The organism is Streptomyces sp. NBC_00078, from assembly GCF_026343335.1.
Taxonomy (GTDB): Bacteria; Actinomycetota; Actinomycetes; order Streptomycetales; family Streptomycetaceae; genus Streptomyces.
Genome location: NZ_JAPELX010000001.1, coordinates 5437842 through 5453579, shown reverse-complemented (window position 1 = coordinate 5453579; position 15738 = coordinate 5437842). Strand labels below are relative to the sequence as shown.

The 15738-nt window shown below is 66.4% G+C and carries 20 protein-coding genes; 3 read left to right on the top strand and 17 right to left on the bottom strand.

Annotated features, from left to right (window positions below):
* Positions 1-41: 41 nt before the first annotated feature.
* A complete protein-coding gene (locus OOK07_RS25620; RefSeq protein ID WP_266683134.1) occupies positions 42-461 on the bottom strand; it encodes an ATP-binding protein in 420 nt (139 codons plus the stop codon).
* Between the two features lie 237 nt (positions 462-698).
* Here OOK07_RS25620 and OOK07_RS25615 point away from each other — a divergent pair, with 237 nt between their 5' ends.
* Positions 699-1550: a helix-turn-helix domain-containing protein gene (locus tag OOK07_RS25615; protein ID WP_266798744.1), complete on the top strand. Its 852-nt coding sequence runs from the start codon at positions 699-701 to the stop codon at positions 1548-1550.
* Positions 1547-1762 (top strand): DUF397 domain-containing protein, encoded by a 216-nt coding sequence (locus tag OOK07_RS25610; protein ID WP_406312350.1) that lies wholly within the window; start codon positions 1547-1549, stop codon positions 1760-1762. Before OOK07_RS25615 ends, OOK07_RS25610 begins: the two co-directional genes overlap by 4 nt.
* 81 nt (positions 1763-1843) lie before the next feature.
* On the opposite strand, the gene OOK07_RS25605 is transcribed toward OOK07_RS25610, so the two are convergent.
* The 9 genes from OOK07_RS25605 to OOK07_RS25565 form a co-directional block, all read right to left on the bottom strand.
* Entirely contained in the window at positions 1844-2530 is a 687-nt protein-coding gene (locus OOK07_RS25605) for a hypothetical protein (RefSeq protein WP_266683131.1), read from the bottom strand.
* Positions 2527-3315, bottom strand: coding sequence for a hypothetical protein (locus tag OOK07_RS25600; RefSeq protein ID WP_266798742.1), 789 nt, complete (start codon positions 3313-3315; stop codon positions 2527-2529). The genes OOK07_RS25605 and OOK07_RS25600 overlap by 4 nt, the downstream gene beginning before the upstream one ends.
* 25 nt (positions 3316-3340) lie before the next feature.
* Complete coding sequence (locus OOK07_RS25595) at positions 3341-4579, bottom strand: WXG100 family type VII secretion target (protein ID WP_266798740.1); 1239 nt, start codon at positions 4577-4579, stop codon at positions 3341-3343.
* The gene (locus OOK07_RS25590) at positions 4576-4797 is read right to left on the bottom strand and encodes a hypothetical protein (RefSeq protein WP_266798738.1); all 222 of its coding nucleotides are present in this window, start codon (positions 4795-4797) and stop codon (positions 4576-4578) included. The genes OOK07_RS25595 and OOK07_RS25590 overlap by 4 nt, the downstream gene beginning before the upstream one ends.
* 451 nt (positions 4798-5248) lie before the next feature.
* Entirely contained in the window at positions 5249-5827 is a 579-nt protein-coding gene (locus OOK07_RS25585) for a hypothetical protein (RefSeq protein WP_266798736.1), read from the bottom strand.
* A gap of 2 nt (positions 5828-5829) precedes the next feature.
* Positions 5830-6156 carry a hypothetical protein gene (locus OOK07_RS25580; protein WP_266798734.1) on the bottom strand — a complete coding sequence of 109 codons (327 nt, stop codon included), beginning with the start codon at positions 6154-6156 and terminating at the stop codon, positions 5830-5832.
* 61 nt (positions 6157-6217) lie between these two features.
* Positions 6218-6562, bottom strand: a complete 345-nt coding sequence (locus tag OOK07_RS25575; protein ID WP_266798732.1) for a hypothetical protein — start codon at positions 6560-6562, stop codon at positions 6218-6220.
* A gap of 236 nt (positions 6563-6798) precedes the next feature.
* A complete protein-coding gene (locus OOK07_RS25570) occupies positions 6799-8616 on the bottom strand; it encodes a hypothetical protein (RefSeq protein ID WP_266798730.1) in 1818 nt (605 codons plus the stop codon).
* A 242-nt stretch (positions 8617-8858) separates the two neighbouring features.
* A complete protein-coding gene (locus OOK07_RS25565) occupies positions 8859-9272 on the bottom strand; it encodes an SsgA family sporulation/cell division regulator (RefSeq protein WP_266683117.1) in 414 nt (137 codons plus the stop codon).
* 283 nt (positions 9273-9555) lie between these two features.
* Here OOK07_RS25565 and OOK07_RS25560 point away from each other — a divergent pair, with 283 nt between their 5' ends.
* Entirely contained in the window at positions 9556-11256 is a 1701-nt protein-coding gene (locus OOK07_RS25560; RefSeq protein WP_266798728.1) for a sigma-70 family RNA polymerase sigma factor, read from the top strand.
* A gap of 99 nt (positions 11257-11355) precedes the next feature.
* On the opposite strand, the gene OOK07_RS25555 is transcribed toward OOK07_RS25560, so the two are convergent.
* From OOK07_RS25555 to OOK07_RS25525, 7 genes are all read right to left on the bottom strand, one after another.
* Entirely contained in the window at positions 11356-12063 is a 708-nt protein-coding gene (locus OOK07_RS25555; protein WP_266798726.1) for a hypothetical protein, read from the bottom strand.
* Positions 12064-12066: 3 nt separating this feature from the next.
* Positions 12067-12558 carry a TadE/TadG family type IV pilus assembly protein gene (locus tag OOK07_RS25550; protein ID WP_266683710.1) on the bottom strand — a complete coding sequence of 164 codons (492 nt, stop codon included), beginning with the start codon at positions 12556-12558 and terminating at the stop codon, positions 12067-12069.
* Positions 12559-12592: 34 nt separating this feature from the next.
* A complete protein-coding gene (locus OOK07_RS25545; RefSeq protein ID WP_266798724.1) occupies positions 12593-13030 on the bottom strand; it encodes a TadE/TadG family type IV pilus assembly protein in 438 nt (145 codons plus the stop codon).
* 2 nt (positions 13031-13032) lie between these two features.
* On the bottom strand, positions 13033-13470 hold the full coding sequence (locus OOK07_RS25540) for a TadE family protein (protein ID WP_266802022.1): 438 nt from the start codon (positions 13468-13470) through the stop codon (positions 13033-13035).
* 55 nt (positions 13471-13525) lie between these two features.
* Positions 13526-13777 (bottom strand): hypothetical protein, encoded by a 252-nt coding sequence (locus OOK07_RS25535; RefSeq protein ID WP_266683111.1) that lies wholly within the window; start codon positions 13775-13777, stop codon positions 13526-13528.
* A 67-nt stretch (positions 13778-13844) separates the two neighbouring features.
* A complete protein-coding gene (locus tag OOK07_RS25530; RefSeq protein ID WP_266683109.1) occupies positions 13845-14768 on the bottom strand; it encodes a type II secretion system F family protein in 924 nt (307 codons plus the stop codon).
* Positions 14765-15736 (bottom strand): type II secretion system F family protein, encoded by a 972-nt coding sequence (locus OOK07_RS25525; RefSeq protein WP_266683108.1) that lies wholly within the window; start codon positions 15734-15736, stop codon positions 14765-14767. The genes OOK07_RS25530 and OOK07_RS25525 overlap by 4 nt, the downstream gene beginning before the upstream one ends.
* Positions 15737-15738: the final 2 nt, after the last annotated feature.

Genomic DNA, 15738 nt, shown 5'->3' with positions numbered 1-15738 from the left:
CCTCACCCTCATCGGCGATGCCGTACGACGTGATCAACGCACTACGCCGCGACCAGGTCGCACCACACGTACTTACCCCGGTTACCGCCCCTGGCGAGTGGCTGCCAGCCCCACACGTCGGCACAGGCCCGCACCAGAGCAAGCCCGCGTCCCTCCTCCAGATCCAGACCGACGAGCTGGTCCAACGCCCCCGGCGGCTCGGGCGGTTCAGGACTCGCGTCCCACGCCCCGATCCGCAGCACGCCGGCCGACCAGCGCACGCGAAGCGCAGCGGGCCCCTTGGTGTGGCGTACGGCGTTGGAGACCAACTCCGTCGCGAGCAGCTCGGCAGTGTCGACGAGGCGGATCAGGCCGTGCATGGTGAGGATCAGACGGAGGGTGCGGCGGCAGACGGTGACAGCGCGGAGGTCGTTCGGGATGTAGAGGGAGTACTCCCAGGGGTCGGACTCGCTTTCAGGCATGGCTGAACTCCTATTGAGGGAGGGAGAGTTGGCGGATCTCACCGCGGTCGCGGGCGGTGGCATTGCCGCAGCCGTCATGGCAGGACGGAGTGGTGCGCTTCCGGATTCCCGAGGTTTCGCAGGGTGCGCGTCGCATCACTGACGGTAGAGCCACAATTTGGGACCATGCAAGTCGTTGCCGTAATCTGACCTCGAACGAGGCACTACACCCATGCAGTTGGGGGCGAGGAGGAAGTCATGGCGCGCAGAAAACAGCCCACCGCCCGCCAGGAGCGTCTCGGCGCTGAGCTGCGGAAACTGCGCGAGGCCGCAGGACTCAAGGGACGTGAAGCTGCCGCGCTGTTGGGGACGGACTCGGCACAGATGAGTCAGATTGAGTTCGGCACGGCAGGAGTGAGCGGGGAACGCGTACGAAGACTTGCCGCGCACTACGCCTGTACAGACACGGAGTTGATCGAAGCCCTGGTGGCGATGGCAAGCGACCGGACACGCGGATGGTGGGAGGAGTACCGCAGCCTCCTACCCACTCCTTTCCTGGATCTCGCCGAGTTGGAACACCACTGCACGTATCGATTGGATGTGGAGTTCCTGCACATCCCCGGCCTCTTCCAGACGGAGGACTACGCCCGCTCCGTCTTCTCGTACCGAGTCCCCGAACTGCCCGATGACGACCTTGAGCGGCGGGTCCGCCACCGGATGGCACGCAAGGTCATCATCGAGGACGCGACCCCCGTCCCGTACGAAGCGGTGGTCCACGAAGCGGCACTACGTATCAGGGTCGGCGACCGCACTGCGACACGGGCTCAACTTGCCCGCGTCCTCGAACTGTCCGAGGCGGATCACATCACGGTGCGGGTCATCCCCTTCGACCTGGACGGCTTCGCCGGGGCCACAAACTCGATGATGTACGTGGGCGGTGTCGTGCCGAAGCTGGATACGGCGGTACGCGATGCACCTCAAGGGGCCGGCTTCATCGATTCCGAAGCCCAACTCGGCGCTTTTCAAACGCTCTTCCGTAAGGTGGAGGCTGTGTCGCTCGAACCCGAGCGGTCGCGTGACTTCATCCGCAGGCTGACGAAGGAGCTGTGAGGCACGCCGTGATCACCCCCGACAACTGGCAGAAGTCGTCCTACTCAGGCAGCGGCGACGGCAACAACTGTGTAGAGATAGCGGCCCTCCCCACCCGAGTAGCGATACGTGACTCGAAGGCACCCTCCCAGGGCGTCCTCGCCCTCCCGACCGGAGCCTTCACCACCTTCATCGAGGCACTCAAGACGGACACGTCACGCAAGACCGTCTGAGCCAAGACCTCCTCGATCCGCCCCAGCCATCACCGTGACACGGGTCGTTACAGCGAACGGTGCCGATATGGGTGGCGTTGATCAGGCGCGGGGAGCGAGGTGGGCCAGGGCGGTCCTCAGCTGTTCCGGATGGCGGGTGGGGGCGCACCAGATGGGAGAGGGGGCGAAGCGTTGGGGCGATCCGGATTTCCAGAAGGAGCGTTCCACCGGTGGGCGGAACTCCGGGATGACCGCGGCGGAGAGGTCGACGTTGAGCACCAGGACGGCCCGCATGTACGGGGCTGTCAGGAGGCCGAGCTTGATGGCGCGGGTGGCAACCTCTGATCGGGACGCGCCGACGCCCTCGCCGAGTTTGGCGATCTTTCGGATCTCCTTGCGCTCGGTGATCACCTCGACCCGTTGCACCGCGTCCCAGGGGCAGAAGAAGACCTGCCGCTGCTGTGCTCCCGCCCGTGACAGCTTCTTTTGCGTCTTCCCAGCGACCCGCATGCGCTCGGCGCGCTGGATGCCGCCGATCCAGATTCCGGCTGCGTCGACACGAATGCCGATCGGCCGCTTCTCGGCCAGGTGCAGGCCGCCGAGACTCACAGAACCGAAGACGCCCAGAATCACACCGATCATGAATACGTAATTTTTGGTTACCGCCAGCGCCGTGAAAGACGCCACCAGGAGCAGAGGCCAGAAGAAGCCGTGGAACACCAGCGGCCACCGCAGCGCCGAGCGCTCCTCCGTGTAGCGGGCGGGCTCGGTCATCTCGGGCAGGTTCATGCAGCGTTCCCCTGACGGGTGAACAGGTCGGTCAGGAGCCGGCCGAAGGCGTCTTCGTCACAGTCGATCGGCGCGGAAGTGCCGGAACTGTCGGTACTCCCCTGCTCGACGCGCAGGCCCGAAGGGCCGCCCCGATGCACCTCGAAGCGATCACGTGCCGGACCTGCGCCCTTGTTGGGCTGGTACACGTCGATGATTTTGGGGCGCCGTCGGCCGAGCTTGTGACCGGCCGGGGCGCGGTTGACCCAGCGCAGTAGGGAATTGACCGCTTCGGCGGGGCTGACCAGTGCGTACTCGTAGGCCGGCCCGAACCTCGTGGGCAGTTTTCCAGGGCCTGTCTCGGCCAGTACGGCCCGCAGGCCTCGGCCTTCCTCAGCGATCCCGTACAAGCGCGTCCGTTCTGGTGCAGCTTTTGCGCCCTCCGCGCGGATGACAACGAAAGCCGGTTGTGTCCGGCCGGCCAGAATCATGGCGAGCAGAGGGCGGGCCGGCAGGTCGACATTCTCCGTGGAAACATCCTCGATCGCCCCGGGCTCAGGTTCATCGAGCAGTCCACGGTGAACGAGGAATTTCAGGGCCATAGCCGAGAGCCCGAAGCGCTCAGCCTCCGTCATGCCCGACCACCACGACCAGGAGACCTCGTCGATCAGCGTGGCCTGCATGGCGCCGAGTACGCACAGTTCGGCTGTCGACAAGGCCGGTAGCTGCACAGCGCCGTCCCGTTCGACCTGATCCATGAGGGCCTGTGCCGCATCGGCATCCGCCTGCCGTGGGTCACCTGTCATGATTTTGCTGTCTCCGTCCGACTTCTCAGAAAATGCTGGTGACCGCATGCCAGGTGCTCTTGGCAGCGGATGCGACGGCGTGGCCGGTGGCGTCACACACGTTCTTGAACGGCTTCCAGTGGTGGTAAAGGTAGTCACCACCCAGGAAGAGGCCGGTACCGACCATGACGACTTCGCCCAGGACCGGGACGGCATCCAGGGGTGTGATGAGGAGGGCGGCGGTGTCCCACGTGGCAAGTCCCGCGTTGACCCCGGCGGCACCGCGGTCCACCCAGCCCATCGCACCTTTGTCCTCGGGATTCACCATGGTGTAGACGTCGCCGATGAATGCCAGCCCGTTCAGGCCTACTCCCGCACCGCGCAGCCAAGGCAGCCGCGCGGCTTCACTCAAACTGGCCGCCTTCGTCCCGGCGTTCCACTTGGCGATCGCGTCCCAGTCCTTGGCGAAGTCCTCGATCGCCTGGGCGAGATCGGCTTCCGTGGCCTCGCCCCGGCTCATGGCGTTCATGATCGGGCGGGCCATCTTCGGGAAGTCGGCCTCCATCAGCTCGGGAATCCTGGCGGCGAACTCCTCGGCAGTTTTGGCGCTCTCCTCCGCACCTTCGGCGGAGCTCATGAGCTTGAGCAGCACCATGTCGGCGAACGGTGCCGGTACGGCATGCAGCTTCTCGTCCCACTTCCGCAGTTCGCCCTCCGGCCCGAAGAGCTTCTCCCACAGTCCGGGGTTCTCTTCCTTCAGTTCCTCGCCGGCCTTGTCCACCTGCTCTTTGAGCTGCTTCGCGGACATCGTGTCCGGGCAGGTCCTGGCCAGCGTGGTCTGCGCCTGGCCGAGCGCCGACGCGCAGGTGCCTGCGGCGCGGCTCAGGGCCGAGTTCGCATCGCTGACCTGCCGGCCGAGCTGGTGCACCGACTGGCCGTGGACGGCGGCGGAGGCATGGGAACTGTGCGCCTCTTTGCTGGAACTCTTGTTGGCGCCGCTCACGGCCTTCTGCGCGGTCTCCAGCGCTCCGGCGTATGTGTGCAGTGCAGTGTGGGCCGAAGCGGCGGCCTCGCGAACCGCCTTGAAGCGCGGATACACGCCTTCCGCGGCGGTCTTGTATTGCGCGGCCAACGGGCCGGTCCAGCCCTTGAGGATCGCGTCGACATGACGTTGGAAGGTCGTCAGCAGGGTGGAGTGATCCTGCGCGAGGGTCTTGTACTGGCGCGCGGCTGTGCGCAGTGTCTCGGGGTCGCCGGAGGGCACCGGGTAGGTGGGCGCGGTCACTTGCCGGTGGCTTTCGCGAGGTTGGCGGCGGTGGTTGTGGCGACCTCACCCAGATCGCTGACGGAGGTACTGGTGTCGGCCGCTGCTTTCGCCAGCGCGCGGGCGAGTGCGGTGACCGCCGAGGCCACCCTGGGGTCGCCCGCTGCGTCGGAGGCCTGCATCCCGGCCGAAGTCGCTGCTTTGGAGTGTGTCCCGGCCGAGGTCACGACCGTTTTCATGGCTGAAGCAGACGCATGTATGTGCTCTGCGTCTCCGCCGCGGTAGCCCACAGCTGTCGCACCCCGTTCTGGAACCCGGCCCTCGGCCGAGCACCTGCAACGGCCGCCTCAGACGTTTCTCGACAGACCGGGCCGGCGTCAACGCCCGAACCCCCGGATCACCCACTCTTGGCCCGCTGGTGAGCGGTCTTTTGCGATCAGCTGGGCGTGCCGTGGGGATGTTCCCGGGTGGTCGGGTGGGGGCAACGGCTCCCACCTCCACAGTTCGGAGCAGGCCCGAACCGGAGCGAGCCCGCGGCCCCTCCTCCAGATCGGTGAGTTACTCCAGGTCTGCGAGTCGGATCAGACCGTGCGTGGTCAGGATCAGGCCGGGGGGTACGTCGGCAGACAGTGACGGCGCGGAGGTCCCTCGCGATATAGAGGTAGACCTGATCACCGCCAATTGATTCCTTTACTGGCCAGCTGATTTGGGGAAGGTCGTAGGTACGGAACCCACGCCCTTCTTGGAATTCCTATAGATATCTGTTTCCGATCCGGATCCGTTCACCAACGTATCGGTAGCCGCACCCACATCCATGCATTTCCCACTTACCTGGAATTGCACCGTCGCCACGTTTCCAGAGAATGGTGGCGGGGATAGCTCCGCCGTCACGTTCTTCTTCGTCGCGGAACGGTGCAACCCTTGCGACAGATGCCAGCCGACGCTCGCGAAACGTGCGGCCACTGCCGCATACAGTTCTTCTTCTGTCTCCCTTTTTCCCGTGCGGTCACGAGAGTCCAGTACCGTCACAACGGTGTAGCGCACCAAGTTCTGCTCGCTTCTGGCGCATCGCGTGAACCACCCGTCGGCACTTGTGGTGAATGCCGCGTCGCCTATCGAGCGGTAGAGGTGCCAATAAGTCTCGGCAACCGGCCGCCGAGCATCGTTGGCGATTTTTTTACCATCGAGCTCACTCGGCCTGCCATTTCCGCCTGAACAAGCACTGACAGCCATCACGAGGACAGCAACGGTCAGCAGACGCCGTATCACGTTCAGCCCATCCGCCCAGCAAGGAACCGACGCTCGCTGTCGGCCTCGGCCTGCGTCACTTCCTTCGGGTGAGAGGCACGCTGGCTCTTCACGTCGGCAAGGAAATCATGCGCCTGCTTGGACAGGTCGGTATTGGCTCCGTGCAGATCGCTCCCCCAGGTCCGGGCGTTGGGACCGACCCACACGTTGCCCTTGCCGCCGGCCATCTGCTTGTCAGCCGTCTTGAGGGCGTCGGCCACAGCGGCGATGCCCTTGGACACCTCCTGATAGAGCTTGTCCAGCTCTTGCCACATCGGGCTCGGCACCTTCTTCTCAGCTTTGTCCGTCACCGCTACCTCCTACGGGATTCTGCCTTGTCGGTGTCTCAGCCTTTCCCCCATGCGCACCGTATTACCTGCCGGAAGAATCCGGGTCAGGAAACCCTACAGGAACTCGCGCCGAGGCCGCCCGCGATCTCGGATACGCGTCCGGACCCTTGGCATAGGCATCTTCGAGCACGTCTGCGGCAGCACCCAGATTTACGCATTCACTCTTTGCTTCAAGAAAAATAGACCAATCGTTGATTTCCGAGGGGCGCAACTCCACCTGCACACCATCCTTGGTGGCCGAACGATGCACCCCGCGAGAAGGTCTGAGGTTCCAGCCAATCTTGGCCAATTTTTCCGACGCTAGTGCAGCAAGGTTCTCTGCAGATTCCTTCCCATCTTTTGCGGAAGTCAAGAGATTCGATGTCACGTAAACCATCGAATCAGCCTTAGCCTTTTCACAGTCGGTAAACCTTCCGTCCCCGCCACCTTGGGAAACTGAAGTTCCGATCGCGTTGTAGAGACGCCAATAGGTTTTCGCGACGGGACGCCTGGTCTTGTCTGCGAGATGTTTGCCCTCCTCGACACTCGGCGCACTACTGCCACTAGAGCACGAGCTGACCATCACAACTACCATGAGGACGGCCGGACACCATTGGTACTTCATCAAGAACCCGCCAACTCTTCGCCGTCATGGCGAGCGAGATCACGTACAGTGAATGGTTTGTCTCCGGCAATCGCCTGGGCGACCGCTGGATCTTTCAGCCAAGCATTGTATGCTGCCCTCTGCGCCGCCTGTTGCCTATCCGTTCCCGAAAGATTCAGATTTCCTTCCGAATCCAGAAAGTCGGGACAGTTGTAGTCCTTCGCGTATTGCTTCGGGTCACCCGACCACGTGATCCCATCTGGTGTCGTCACGGGTGGGAATTTCCCCTTGTCGCTGTACTCTCGCCCGGCCGTGCTCTGCCATTCATCGTTCCAGCCAATCGTCTTTGGCTCTGCTGGTTCAGGCGCATCTCCACCCTTCCAGAAGGCGCCGATGGCAAGATGGATTACATCCTTGGCAGCATTGACGGCCACTGTCTTAGCGGCGTTTTGTGGGTCCAGGGCGACATCGATTACCGTATCGGCTGCAGTGTTAGCCTGCTCCGTGAACGACTCTTTCCACGAATCGGCGCCTTCCTTGTGATCTGCCACCATCTGTTGGTAAACATTATGCGCTTCCTGGCTGAAGAACCCTTCAAGTACACCGGCAGTACGGTCGCCCATGGGGTTTCCCGGGTTGTCACGAGAATACTGTTCAGCCTGCTGTGACGCATAGGCTAGAAGTTTGGCACCCGCTTCCGGGTTCTGCATGGCCTCACCGGTGAAGGCTTGCCATTCATCCGATTTAACGGTCACATGCCCCTTTCCGAGATCGAGGCCATCGAATGCAGGGTCGGCCAAAGAGGCTCGCACGTCAGGGAAATAATATGCAATGTCTTGAGCGAAGACGGCCTGCACCTCGGAATGCGTGTGCTCATCTTTATGTTTCGCGTAGTACTGGATCAACTTCGTAGTGTTGTCCGCCGCCACATTCGCATCCGCTCCCATACCATTGAGCGTCCCCGCCGCAATGACTCCCGCGAAAGCCTTCGCCTGGAAGTCCGGCAGCCCCCCGTGATGATCCGAGTCGTCCTTCATCCACTGGGGAATCCGGTCCATGTTGTCGTGCAGGAACTTGGTCGAGGCCGCAGGGTCGTTCCCCATCGCCTCCCAGACCTTCTCGCCGTACATGTAGTTGCCCGGGGCCAGGCACTGCTTGCCGAGGTTGGCCACGACGTCCGTTGGGAAGTCGGCGAACGCGAGGAGTCCGGACAGGTGCTGGAGGTCCTCGTTGCCCTGGTCGTCCTTGAAGGTCGTTCCGTTCCGCATGGCGGTGGCGACGGTCGTCGCCAGAATGCGTGTGCCGGCTTCGGGATGATCGGGGTCGAACATCATCGGGCCGTCCTGCAGCCGGTAGAGCGCCGTGGGACCCAGCTCGTCCATCGCGGCCTTGCAGTAGTCAGGGTCGTTCTGGTTGGCCTCGAGTTTCTTCATGTACTCATCGAGGCCCATGTCCCCGTCCTTGTAGGCCTTCGCGTCCTTCTTCGCGGCCTTCTGGGCTTCGGACTGGGACTTGTAGGCGCCCATGTCGCCGGCGCCGGCCGACACCATGCCACCGCCGAGACCGATCTCCTTGTCCCGCTTCTCCTCGTCCATGGCCAGGCTGTGCCGGCGGCGGAGCATGGGAAGTTGATCGTGCGCCCAGCTCAGATGCTTGGTCATCTTCGACAGGCGTGAGGTGTCCATCTGAAGCCGACGCGCGTGACTCATCCAGCTGTTGATGTGCGGCTGGGCCGCCGCACCGCCATCGCCGGTGCTGGAGTTGACCGCCCTGATCAGATCACCGAGTCGATCCGGGTTGATACCGCGGAAGTCTCCCCCGCCGTCGTCCGGGCGCATGCACTTCCCCTAGTCAACGTCTCGTGTAGGCACAGGTGTTGATCGGGCACCACACGAGGGTGACGGAGCGCGATCACAGCCTCACGGACCCTATCCGGGGCGCGCACAGCTTCGCTAGTGCCAACGGCTTTGCGTCACCCCCGAGCAGAGTGGAGTGAAGTGAAGATGAGTGGAGTGGAGTGAGGTGGAGGCTCTGCGGACCACTGCGGCTCACCAGTCGCCGTACCGCAGACACCCCGGTCTCACACGCCACCGAACAACGACGCCAGCCCCCGGTCGAGCGCCGGTTCCAGGGGCTCGCCGCCCGGCTCCGTGACGGTGTACGAGCGAAGCAGGAAGCGTTGGAGGGCGGTTGTGTAGAAGAGGACGGCCGCCGTGCCCTCCGGAGCGTGGAGCTCCACGACGGTGCGAGACGACCCGTACGGCCGGACGCGGACGCTGCCGACGCCCGCGGCGTTGCCCAGCCCCTCCTCCAACAGGCCCCGCGCAAACGTCCACGTCACCTCCTCGCCGTCGAACGAGATCCAGGCCGGAAAGACGAGGTGCACCGCCAAAGGGTCGTCGGAGGCGTAGCGGAGGGTGACGGGCACCGCCAGCTCTTCGTGGTCAGGGGTGAGCAGACGGGCGCCTGTGGGTTGCTCCAGGGCGATGTACACGAGCGTGCTCCCTCATTCAGACATGTCGAGTAAGCCGAGCAAGTCGAGCGTTTCTAGCCATGTCGGGTCAGGTCGGGTCAGATCAGCTATATCGGTCCGGGCGATGGCCAGTTGGGTCTGTACACCCCTTCGAGCACGTAGAGGGGGTGGGCATTACGCCGTAACGGAAGTCGACTCTCGTGACCTGCATCACATTGGTCTGACTCTGAAACTTTGATTGAAAGTTTCGCCATCTACGCTTACAAAACTCCCTACCCTCAGCAGGCAACTGGAGCGTTCCGCCATGTCCGACGGTTCCCCTGCGGTGTCCGCACCGGCCTCCACCACCGCTACGGCCACAGCCACGGCGGCGTACGCCCGTATCTACGAGGAGCAGCAACCGCGTCTGGTCGCGTATGCCCGCTCGCTCACCAGGAACGCCTGGACCGCCGAAGACCTTGTCGCCGAGGCGCACTTCAAGGTGTGGCGGCGGCTGGCAGCGGGGCACGAGATCGAGAACGTGCCGGCGTATCTGATGACGACGGTGCGGCACCTCGCGATCGCCGCCGGGAGCGCCGTACGTGAGACGCCGCGGGATCCGCACGGCGACGAGCGGGTCGAGACCGGCGGGCACGCGCAGGGGAACGACCCTGCCGAGCAGGTGTCCTCCGTCGACCTGGTGGTGCGTGTACTGGGGCAGTTGCCCGAGCGGTGGGTGAAGGCGTTGTGGCTGGCCGAGGCCGAGGGCCAGCCGCTTGCGGCGATCGGCCCGCAGCTCGGCACCAGGGAGGGCGCGACGGCCGTGCTGCTGCACCGCGCCCGCGAGGGCATGCGGCAGGCGTTCCTGAAGACCCAGACCGGCGCTCCGGACGATCCCGTCTGCCAGGTCCACTGGAGTCGTATGCCCGCGTACGTGCGCGGTGCGGCGACGGCGAAGCAGTCCGAGCGGCTGCTCGGGCATGTGGACACGTGCGACGACTGCCGGGCGCGGCTCGCCGCCCTGATGAGTGCCAACGACCGGTTGCCCGCGCTCGTCGGTCCGGCGCTGCTCGTGTTCGTGGTGGGCGGTGGCGGCAAGTTCCTGCTCGCCTTCACGGCCGGTTCTGCCGGTGCCGCGTTCACGGCGGGCGGCGGGCACGGTGGCGGGCTGCTGCACGCGGTGCGCCAGGCCGCGGTCGGCGGTTCGAAGACGCAGGCGGCGGCTGCGGGCGGCGCGGTTGCGGCAGGTGTCGCCGCGGTCCTTCTGGTGCTCGGCTCCCTCGACTCCTCCACGGTTCCGGAGCAACGGGCAACGGTGGCCGAGGCGCCTGCCGTCAAGGCACCGGTGGCGCGGATTCCGGTAACGAAGGCGCCGGTGGCTGCAGCGGTGGCTCCGCCGGCGACGGACCTGCCGGTCGGGCTGCCGGAGAGGGAGGGCACATCAGCCCGGGTGGATGGCGGGCACGGCGGTGAGCAGGCCCGGGTGACACCGGACGGGGAGACCGCGGGAGAGCAGACGGACGACACCCCGTCGCCGGCCGGCACCGTGCCCCAGAAGCCGGCCGAGACCACACCCAAGGGCACAGATCCGGCTCCCCCCGCGACGGGAAGTAAGCACGGACAGCCACAGGCCCCGGCAGCCCCGGCAACTCCGCCGGCCCCGGCATCTCCGCCGAAGAACACTCCGGCGCCCCCGGTACCCCCAGTACCGCCGACACCACCGGTACCGCCTACACCACCGGTTCCACCAACACCACCGGTACCCCCAACACCCCCCTACGGCGACAACCCGGCACCTCCAGCGCCGCCCGCACCCCCCACCGACAACACCCCCGAACCCACAGTCCCGAGCATCCCGAGCGCGCCGAGCGCCCCGGCTCCCCCGCCCGTACCACCGTCCGGGACCCCAACCCCCGTGACCCCCACGCCTGTTGAGGACAGCCCGGCCCCGTCGCCCTCCGCACCTCCCGGGGGCGGCTGCCCGGGTGCGCACGGACAAGGGGGCGGCGCAGGGCCTCACCACTGACCGCACGAACGCCTGGATCGACAAGGCCGACAAGGCCGACAAGGTCAGCAGGACGGGCAAGGTCAGCAAGGTCGGCGGGGCTGGTCGGAGCGACCGCCGTCACACCTCCCGCAACACGCCCAACGCGAAGGCGAGTCGGCGGTCCAGCCAGCCCGCCTGCGGCAGGTAGGTCGTGGCACCCTCCACACGACCGGCCGTCAGGGCCACGGGTTCCTCCTCGCCCTCCGCGCGCCAGGTGATCGGCTTGGCGGTGTAGGAACCGGCCCCTCCGCCGTCCTCGTCGGCGCCGAAGCTGAGCAGGGAGTCGACGACACCTTCGGCGAGCTTTCCGGCCCCGCGGACCACGTTCTCCTTGCCCCGCTCAGCGACGTCCTTCGCGCTGCCCCGCGCCCAGTGGTAGCGGGCCACGATGTCGGCGTGGCCGGGCTGCTGGAGCCACCAGCTGTGCTGGATGGTGCGCTTGGCGGCCGGGGTCCGGTGAGCCAGGCCCAGTTCCGCGCCCTGTCCGTCGGTCACCCGGTAGCGTGCGCCGCGCTTCTCGGGGGTCAGTGAGCACAGCAGGGACTCCGGCCGCGTGGCCTCGTACAGGGTGTACGACGGGATCTCGTCCTCGGTGGCGGAGATGAGCGCGACCGGGGCGAAGTACCGGACTCCCCCCTGTGCCGTGGCCACACGCACGGCTCGCTGTCCGGTCAGCTTCTTACGGCGCAGCGTCGCCTGCCGCACCATGCCGGTGACCGCGAACCATCCCGCGCGTTCCCACGGCACCGGCTCGATGACCGGCTCCGCCTGTTTCCGTCCGAACACGCCTCAGCCGACCTGGTTCTCCGCCACGCCCTGCCCGTGCACGATCACGTCACCGCCGTAGAACATCCCCGTGAAGATCGGCGAGTACGTCAACTGCACCTGGACCTGCACCTGTTGGGCGTCCGCCGCCACGCAGTGGGTCGCTGCGGTGTCCGCGCCGGACATGTCCATCTGCCGGGCGAACGCCTTCACGCGGGCATCGCAGTTCTGGAAGTTGATCGGGGCGTCGCCGCCGCCGTTCTCGTACAGATCATCGATGTTGATGTCCTGGGCGGCGTAGCGGGCGGCCTGTTCCGCTATGTCGGCCGCACGCTCCCGCTTCGAGATGGACAGGCCGCCGTCGATGACGAAGGCCGAGAGGGAGAGGAAGACGAGCGCGAAGATGATGACCGCGCCGGCGCCCGAGCCGCGGTCGTCGAGGTGGGCGCGGCGGGCGGACAGCCAGGTGCGCAGGGCGGCGGTCGCGGCCTTGGCGGGCCTGCTCGACTCGCCCATCCGGTTTTCCTGTTGCGCGCCCATCACGCCTTCCTCACGCCTTCCTCTTGTACGGGTCCAGCGGGGCGGTGAACGACCCCGACATCCGGGTCTGGATGTCCAGGCCGAGCATGGCGAGCCCGCGTATCTCGCAACTCACCTGGACGGTGAAGAGGTCGGTGTGCGCGAAACCGACGCTGGTCTTGGTCACCGTGACCGGGCCGGAGCAGACATCGGACAGGTCGGCCTCGGCCGCCTTGCGTGCCTCGGCCATGGCGTTGCCCTGGTCCCACTGGAGGGATCCGGAACGAGCCGCGTCCCGGGCCGCCCCGTCGATCGCTCCCCGGCCGTCCACCATCTGGCCGAAGGCCACCAGGACGAGGATGAAGAGGATCATCACCGGAGCGAGGATCACCACCTCGATCGCGGAGAGGCCACGGTCGTCCCGGGGTCCCCGGTCGTGGAAGAGATCTCTGAGGGCAGAGAGTGTCATTCCTAGTTCCCGTCGTCCCGTACGAACCTCTCCACCGGGCCTTCCGACTGCGCATGCACCGTGAAGTCCAGACCCGGGAACACCGTCGGCACCTTTGCCGTGATCTCCACACCGACCGTGTTCTGCTCAGGCTGGAGCATCTTCACGTTGGGCGAGAGGACCAACTGCGGGCCCAGCTGGCTGATGTAGCTGTCCACCACGGTCTGCGCCTCGCCCCGCCACCCGCCCGGGGAATCGTGCGCCGTCGCGCGGGCTTTGCGTGCGCCGGCCTGGGCGGCCGCCTGGGCCACGTGGTCGGCGAAGAAGTACAGCGCGAACTGCACCGTAGCGAAGATCATGAAGAACAGGACCGGCGTGAGCAGCACGAACTCGATCGCGGTCATTCCGGAATCACCGCGGGCGGCCGCAGCCCTGCGTGCGGTCCCCACCCTGCGGCGCATCCATCTGCCCACGTCTGCCGGCACCCCCGTCAACTTCTTAGGTACGTACGTGCGATCAGCAGGTGCCGCTCGCCTTGGCGCCGTCGATGCAGGTGCTGACCTTGGTGGCGCCCTTGCTCAACGCCGCGTTGATGATCGCGGCCACCACGCCGACGATCGCCACGACGACCGCGGAGATGATGACCCACTCGACGGCGGAGGCACCGCGGTCCAGTTCGCCGGAGCGGGCGCGCTGCACGCGGCCCTGCAGGAAGGTGACCAGGAAGTCCACGGCCGGGATTCCGGTGTTGAAGTTCCGTCCCATCATGGTGAGTTGTCCTCTCAGAAGCAGTTCGCCGGTAGTCGTTCGTAGTCTTGGGTCGTCCGTGCGTGTGTCATTGCACCTGGAACACCCGCATCGCCGCCGGATAGATGAGGAACACCAGGAAGCCCGCGCACAGCAGCAGCTGGGCCACGAGCATCGACTGCGACTTCTCGCCCGCGCTGCCCTCGATCTCGGCGAGTTCGCGGTGCCGCATGGTCTCGGCGCGGGAGGCGAGGGACTCGCGCACCTTGGCGCCGTCGTCCGCGACCAGGGCAAGGGAGGCGGAGAGGTCCTTGAGCTCCTCCACGCCGATCTCCTCGCCCAGCTGTCCCAGCGCCTGCCACTGGCTGATACCGGTGATGCGGGCGTCGGCCAGCACGTTGCGGATGCGCTGGGTCGCCCAGCCGTCGGAGACCTCCGCGGCGGCCATGAGCGCCTCGGGAAGACCGCGTCCGCCGGCGAGGCTCATCGACACCAGGTCCAGATAGGCCCCGATCACTCGCCGCAGGTCGCGCCGTTTCTCGGCCGCGTCCCGCCGCACCTCCAGGTCGGGCAGGAAGAAGAAGACGAGGGCGAACGCCAGAGCCAGCCAGACCGGGATGACCGGGCCGCTGCCGAAGCCCAGCGTCCACACCACCGCGAACATGAGCGGACCGAAGAACAGCCCCGCCACGGCCAGCAGCACCTTCGTCGCCAGGAACTTCTCCCAGCTGCGCTCCAGCACCGACAGGTCGGCCCGCAGCGAGCGCTGCTCCCAGCCCTGCTGCAGATAGAACTCGGCGACACGCTCTCCGACTTCGGCCCGCAGCGCGCCGAGGCGGCCCTTGTCCGCGGTCGTCCGCGCGGACTCGTACGCCGCTCCCCTGGCGCGCATCGCGTCGATCCGCGCGACCTGGGAGACCGCGCTGCGCTTCGACGGCATGAGGGCGCGTACGAGGGCGTAGATGCCCAGGCCCAGGACCGCGCCGATGACGATCGGCATCGTCAGGTTCACCGTCGTACCCCCTCTTCGTGCTGCGCGTGCTGGGCGGGAGTGCGGGGTCGCACGAACTGGACCGACGACTCGTCCCGCACCAGGAACCGCTCCGGTGTCTCGATGGTCGACAGCTTGCGCAGCCACCAGAACCCGAGCGCGAAGAGGCCGCACACACCGGCGAGTACGAGCTGGCCGACGGCCGTCCCGTACGGCGCCACGAAGTCGCGGTTGAAGATGGACAGGCCGAGGACGAAGGCGATCGAGACCGCGATGACGATCTGCACCGACCGGCGGGTCGACGCCCGCTGCGCCATCACGCGCTGGCGCATGTCCACTTCCTCGCGCGCCGACTTGGCGAGCGCGCCCAGAACCTGGCGCAGACCCGGGCCGCGCAGGCGGGCGTTGAGGATGAGGGCGGCGACGATGATGTCGGCGGAGGCGTCGTTGATCTCGTCGGCGAGCTGCTGGAGCGCGTCGGGGAGCGGGGTGCGGGAGCGCAGGCGGTCGACGAGCGCGTCCAGGTGCGGCCGCAGGACCGGGGCCGAAGCACGTGCGGACGCCGGGATGGCCTGCTCCAGGCCCACCGCGCCGGCGATGGTGTCGCGCAGCGACTCCGTCCAGGAGGCGAGGGCCTCGACGCGGCGCATGCCGGCCTTCTCCTCCGCGGCGCCGCCGAAGAGGCGGTCCCAGAAGAAGACGAGGATGCCGGCCGCGATGCCGGCCACCGCCCAGCGGGTCAGCAGCAGTACGACGAGGGCGACGATGGCCGCCAGCGAACCGCGCTGTCCGGCGAACCGGACCAGCTCGCTCGCCCGCTCGGCGGCCTTCTGCTTCTCGTGGTCGGGCTTCACGGGCAGTCCGCGTACGGCGACCATGAGCAGCGCGAGTCCGCCGCCGACGGCGACGCCGCTGCCCAGCGAGTACAGGACGGTCGTAGAGAACAGGCCGCCCATGGAACCGAGCGAACCGAGTGCGACAGGCATCATGT

Bases quoted from the DNA above. Each gene is read 5' to 3' on its own strand.
- OOK07_RS25620 (WP_266683134.1), bottom strand. From the start codon at position 461: ATGCCTGAAAGCGAGTCCGACCCCTGGGAGTACTCCCTCTACATCCCG.
- OOK07_RS25615 (WP_266798744.1), top strand. From the start codon at position 699: ATGGCGCGCAGAAAACAGCCCACCGCCCGCCAGGAGCGTCTCGGCGCT.
- OOK07_RS25605 (WP_266683131.1), bottom strand. From the start codon at position 2,530: ATGAACCTGCCCGAGATGACCGAGCCCGCCCGCTACACGGAGGAGCGC.
- OOK07_RS25600 (WP_266798742.1), bottom strand. From the start codon at position 3,315: ATGACAGGTGACCCACGGCAGGCGGATGCCGATGCGGCACAGGCCCTC.
- OOK07_RS25590 (WP_266798738.1), bottom strand. From the start codon at position 4,797: ATGAAAACGGTCGTGACCTCGGCCGGGACACACTCCAAAGCAGCGACT.
- OOK07_RS25570 (WP_266798730.1), bottom strand. From the start codon at position 8,616: ATGCGCCCGGACGACGGCGGGGGAGACTTCCGCGGTATCAACCCGGAT.
- OOK07_RS25560 (WP_266798728.1), top strand. From the start codon at position 9,556: ATGTCCGACGGTTCCCCTGCGGTGTCCGCACCGGCCTCCACCACCGCT.
- OOK07_RS25550 (WP_266683710.1), bottom strand. From the start codon at position 12,558: ATGGGCGAGTCGAGCAGGCCCGCCAAGGCCGCGACCGCCGCCCTGCGC.
- OOK07_RS25545 (WP_266798724.1), bottom strand. From the start codon at position 13,030: ATGACACTCTCTGCCCTCAGAGATCTCTTCCACGACCGGGGACCCCGG.
- OOK07_RS25540 (WP_266802022.1), bottom strand. From the start codon at position 13,470: ATGCGCCGCAGGGTGGGGACCGCACGCAGGGCTGCGGCCGCCCGCGGT.
- OOK07_RS25535 (WP_266683111.1), bottom strand. From the start codon at position 13,777: ATGATGGGACGGAACTTCAACACCGGAATCCCGGCCGTGGACTTCCTG.
- OOK07_RS25525 (WP_266683108.1), bottom strand. From the start codon at position 15,736: ATGATGCCTGTCGCACTCGGTTCGCTCGGTTCCATGGGCGGCCTGTTC.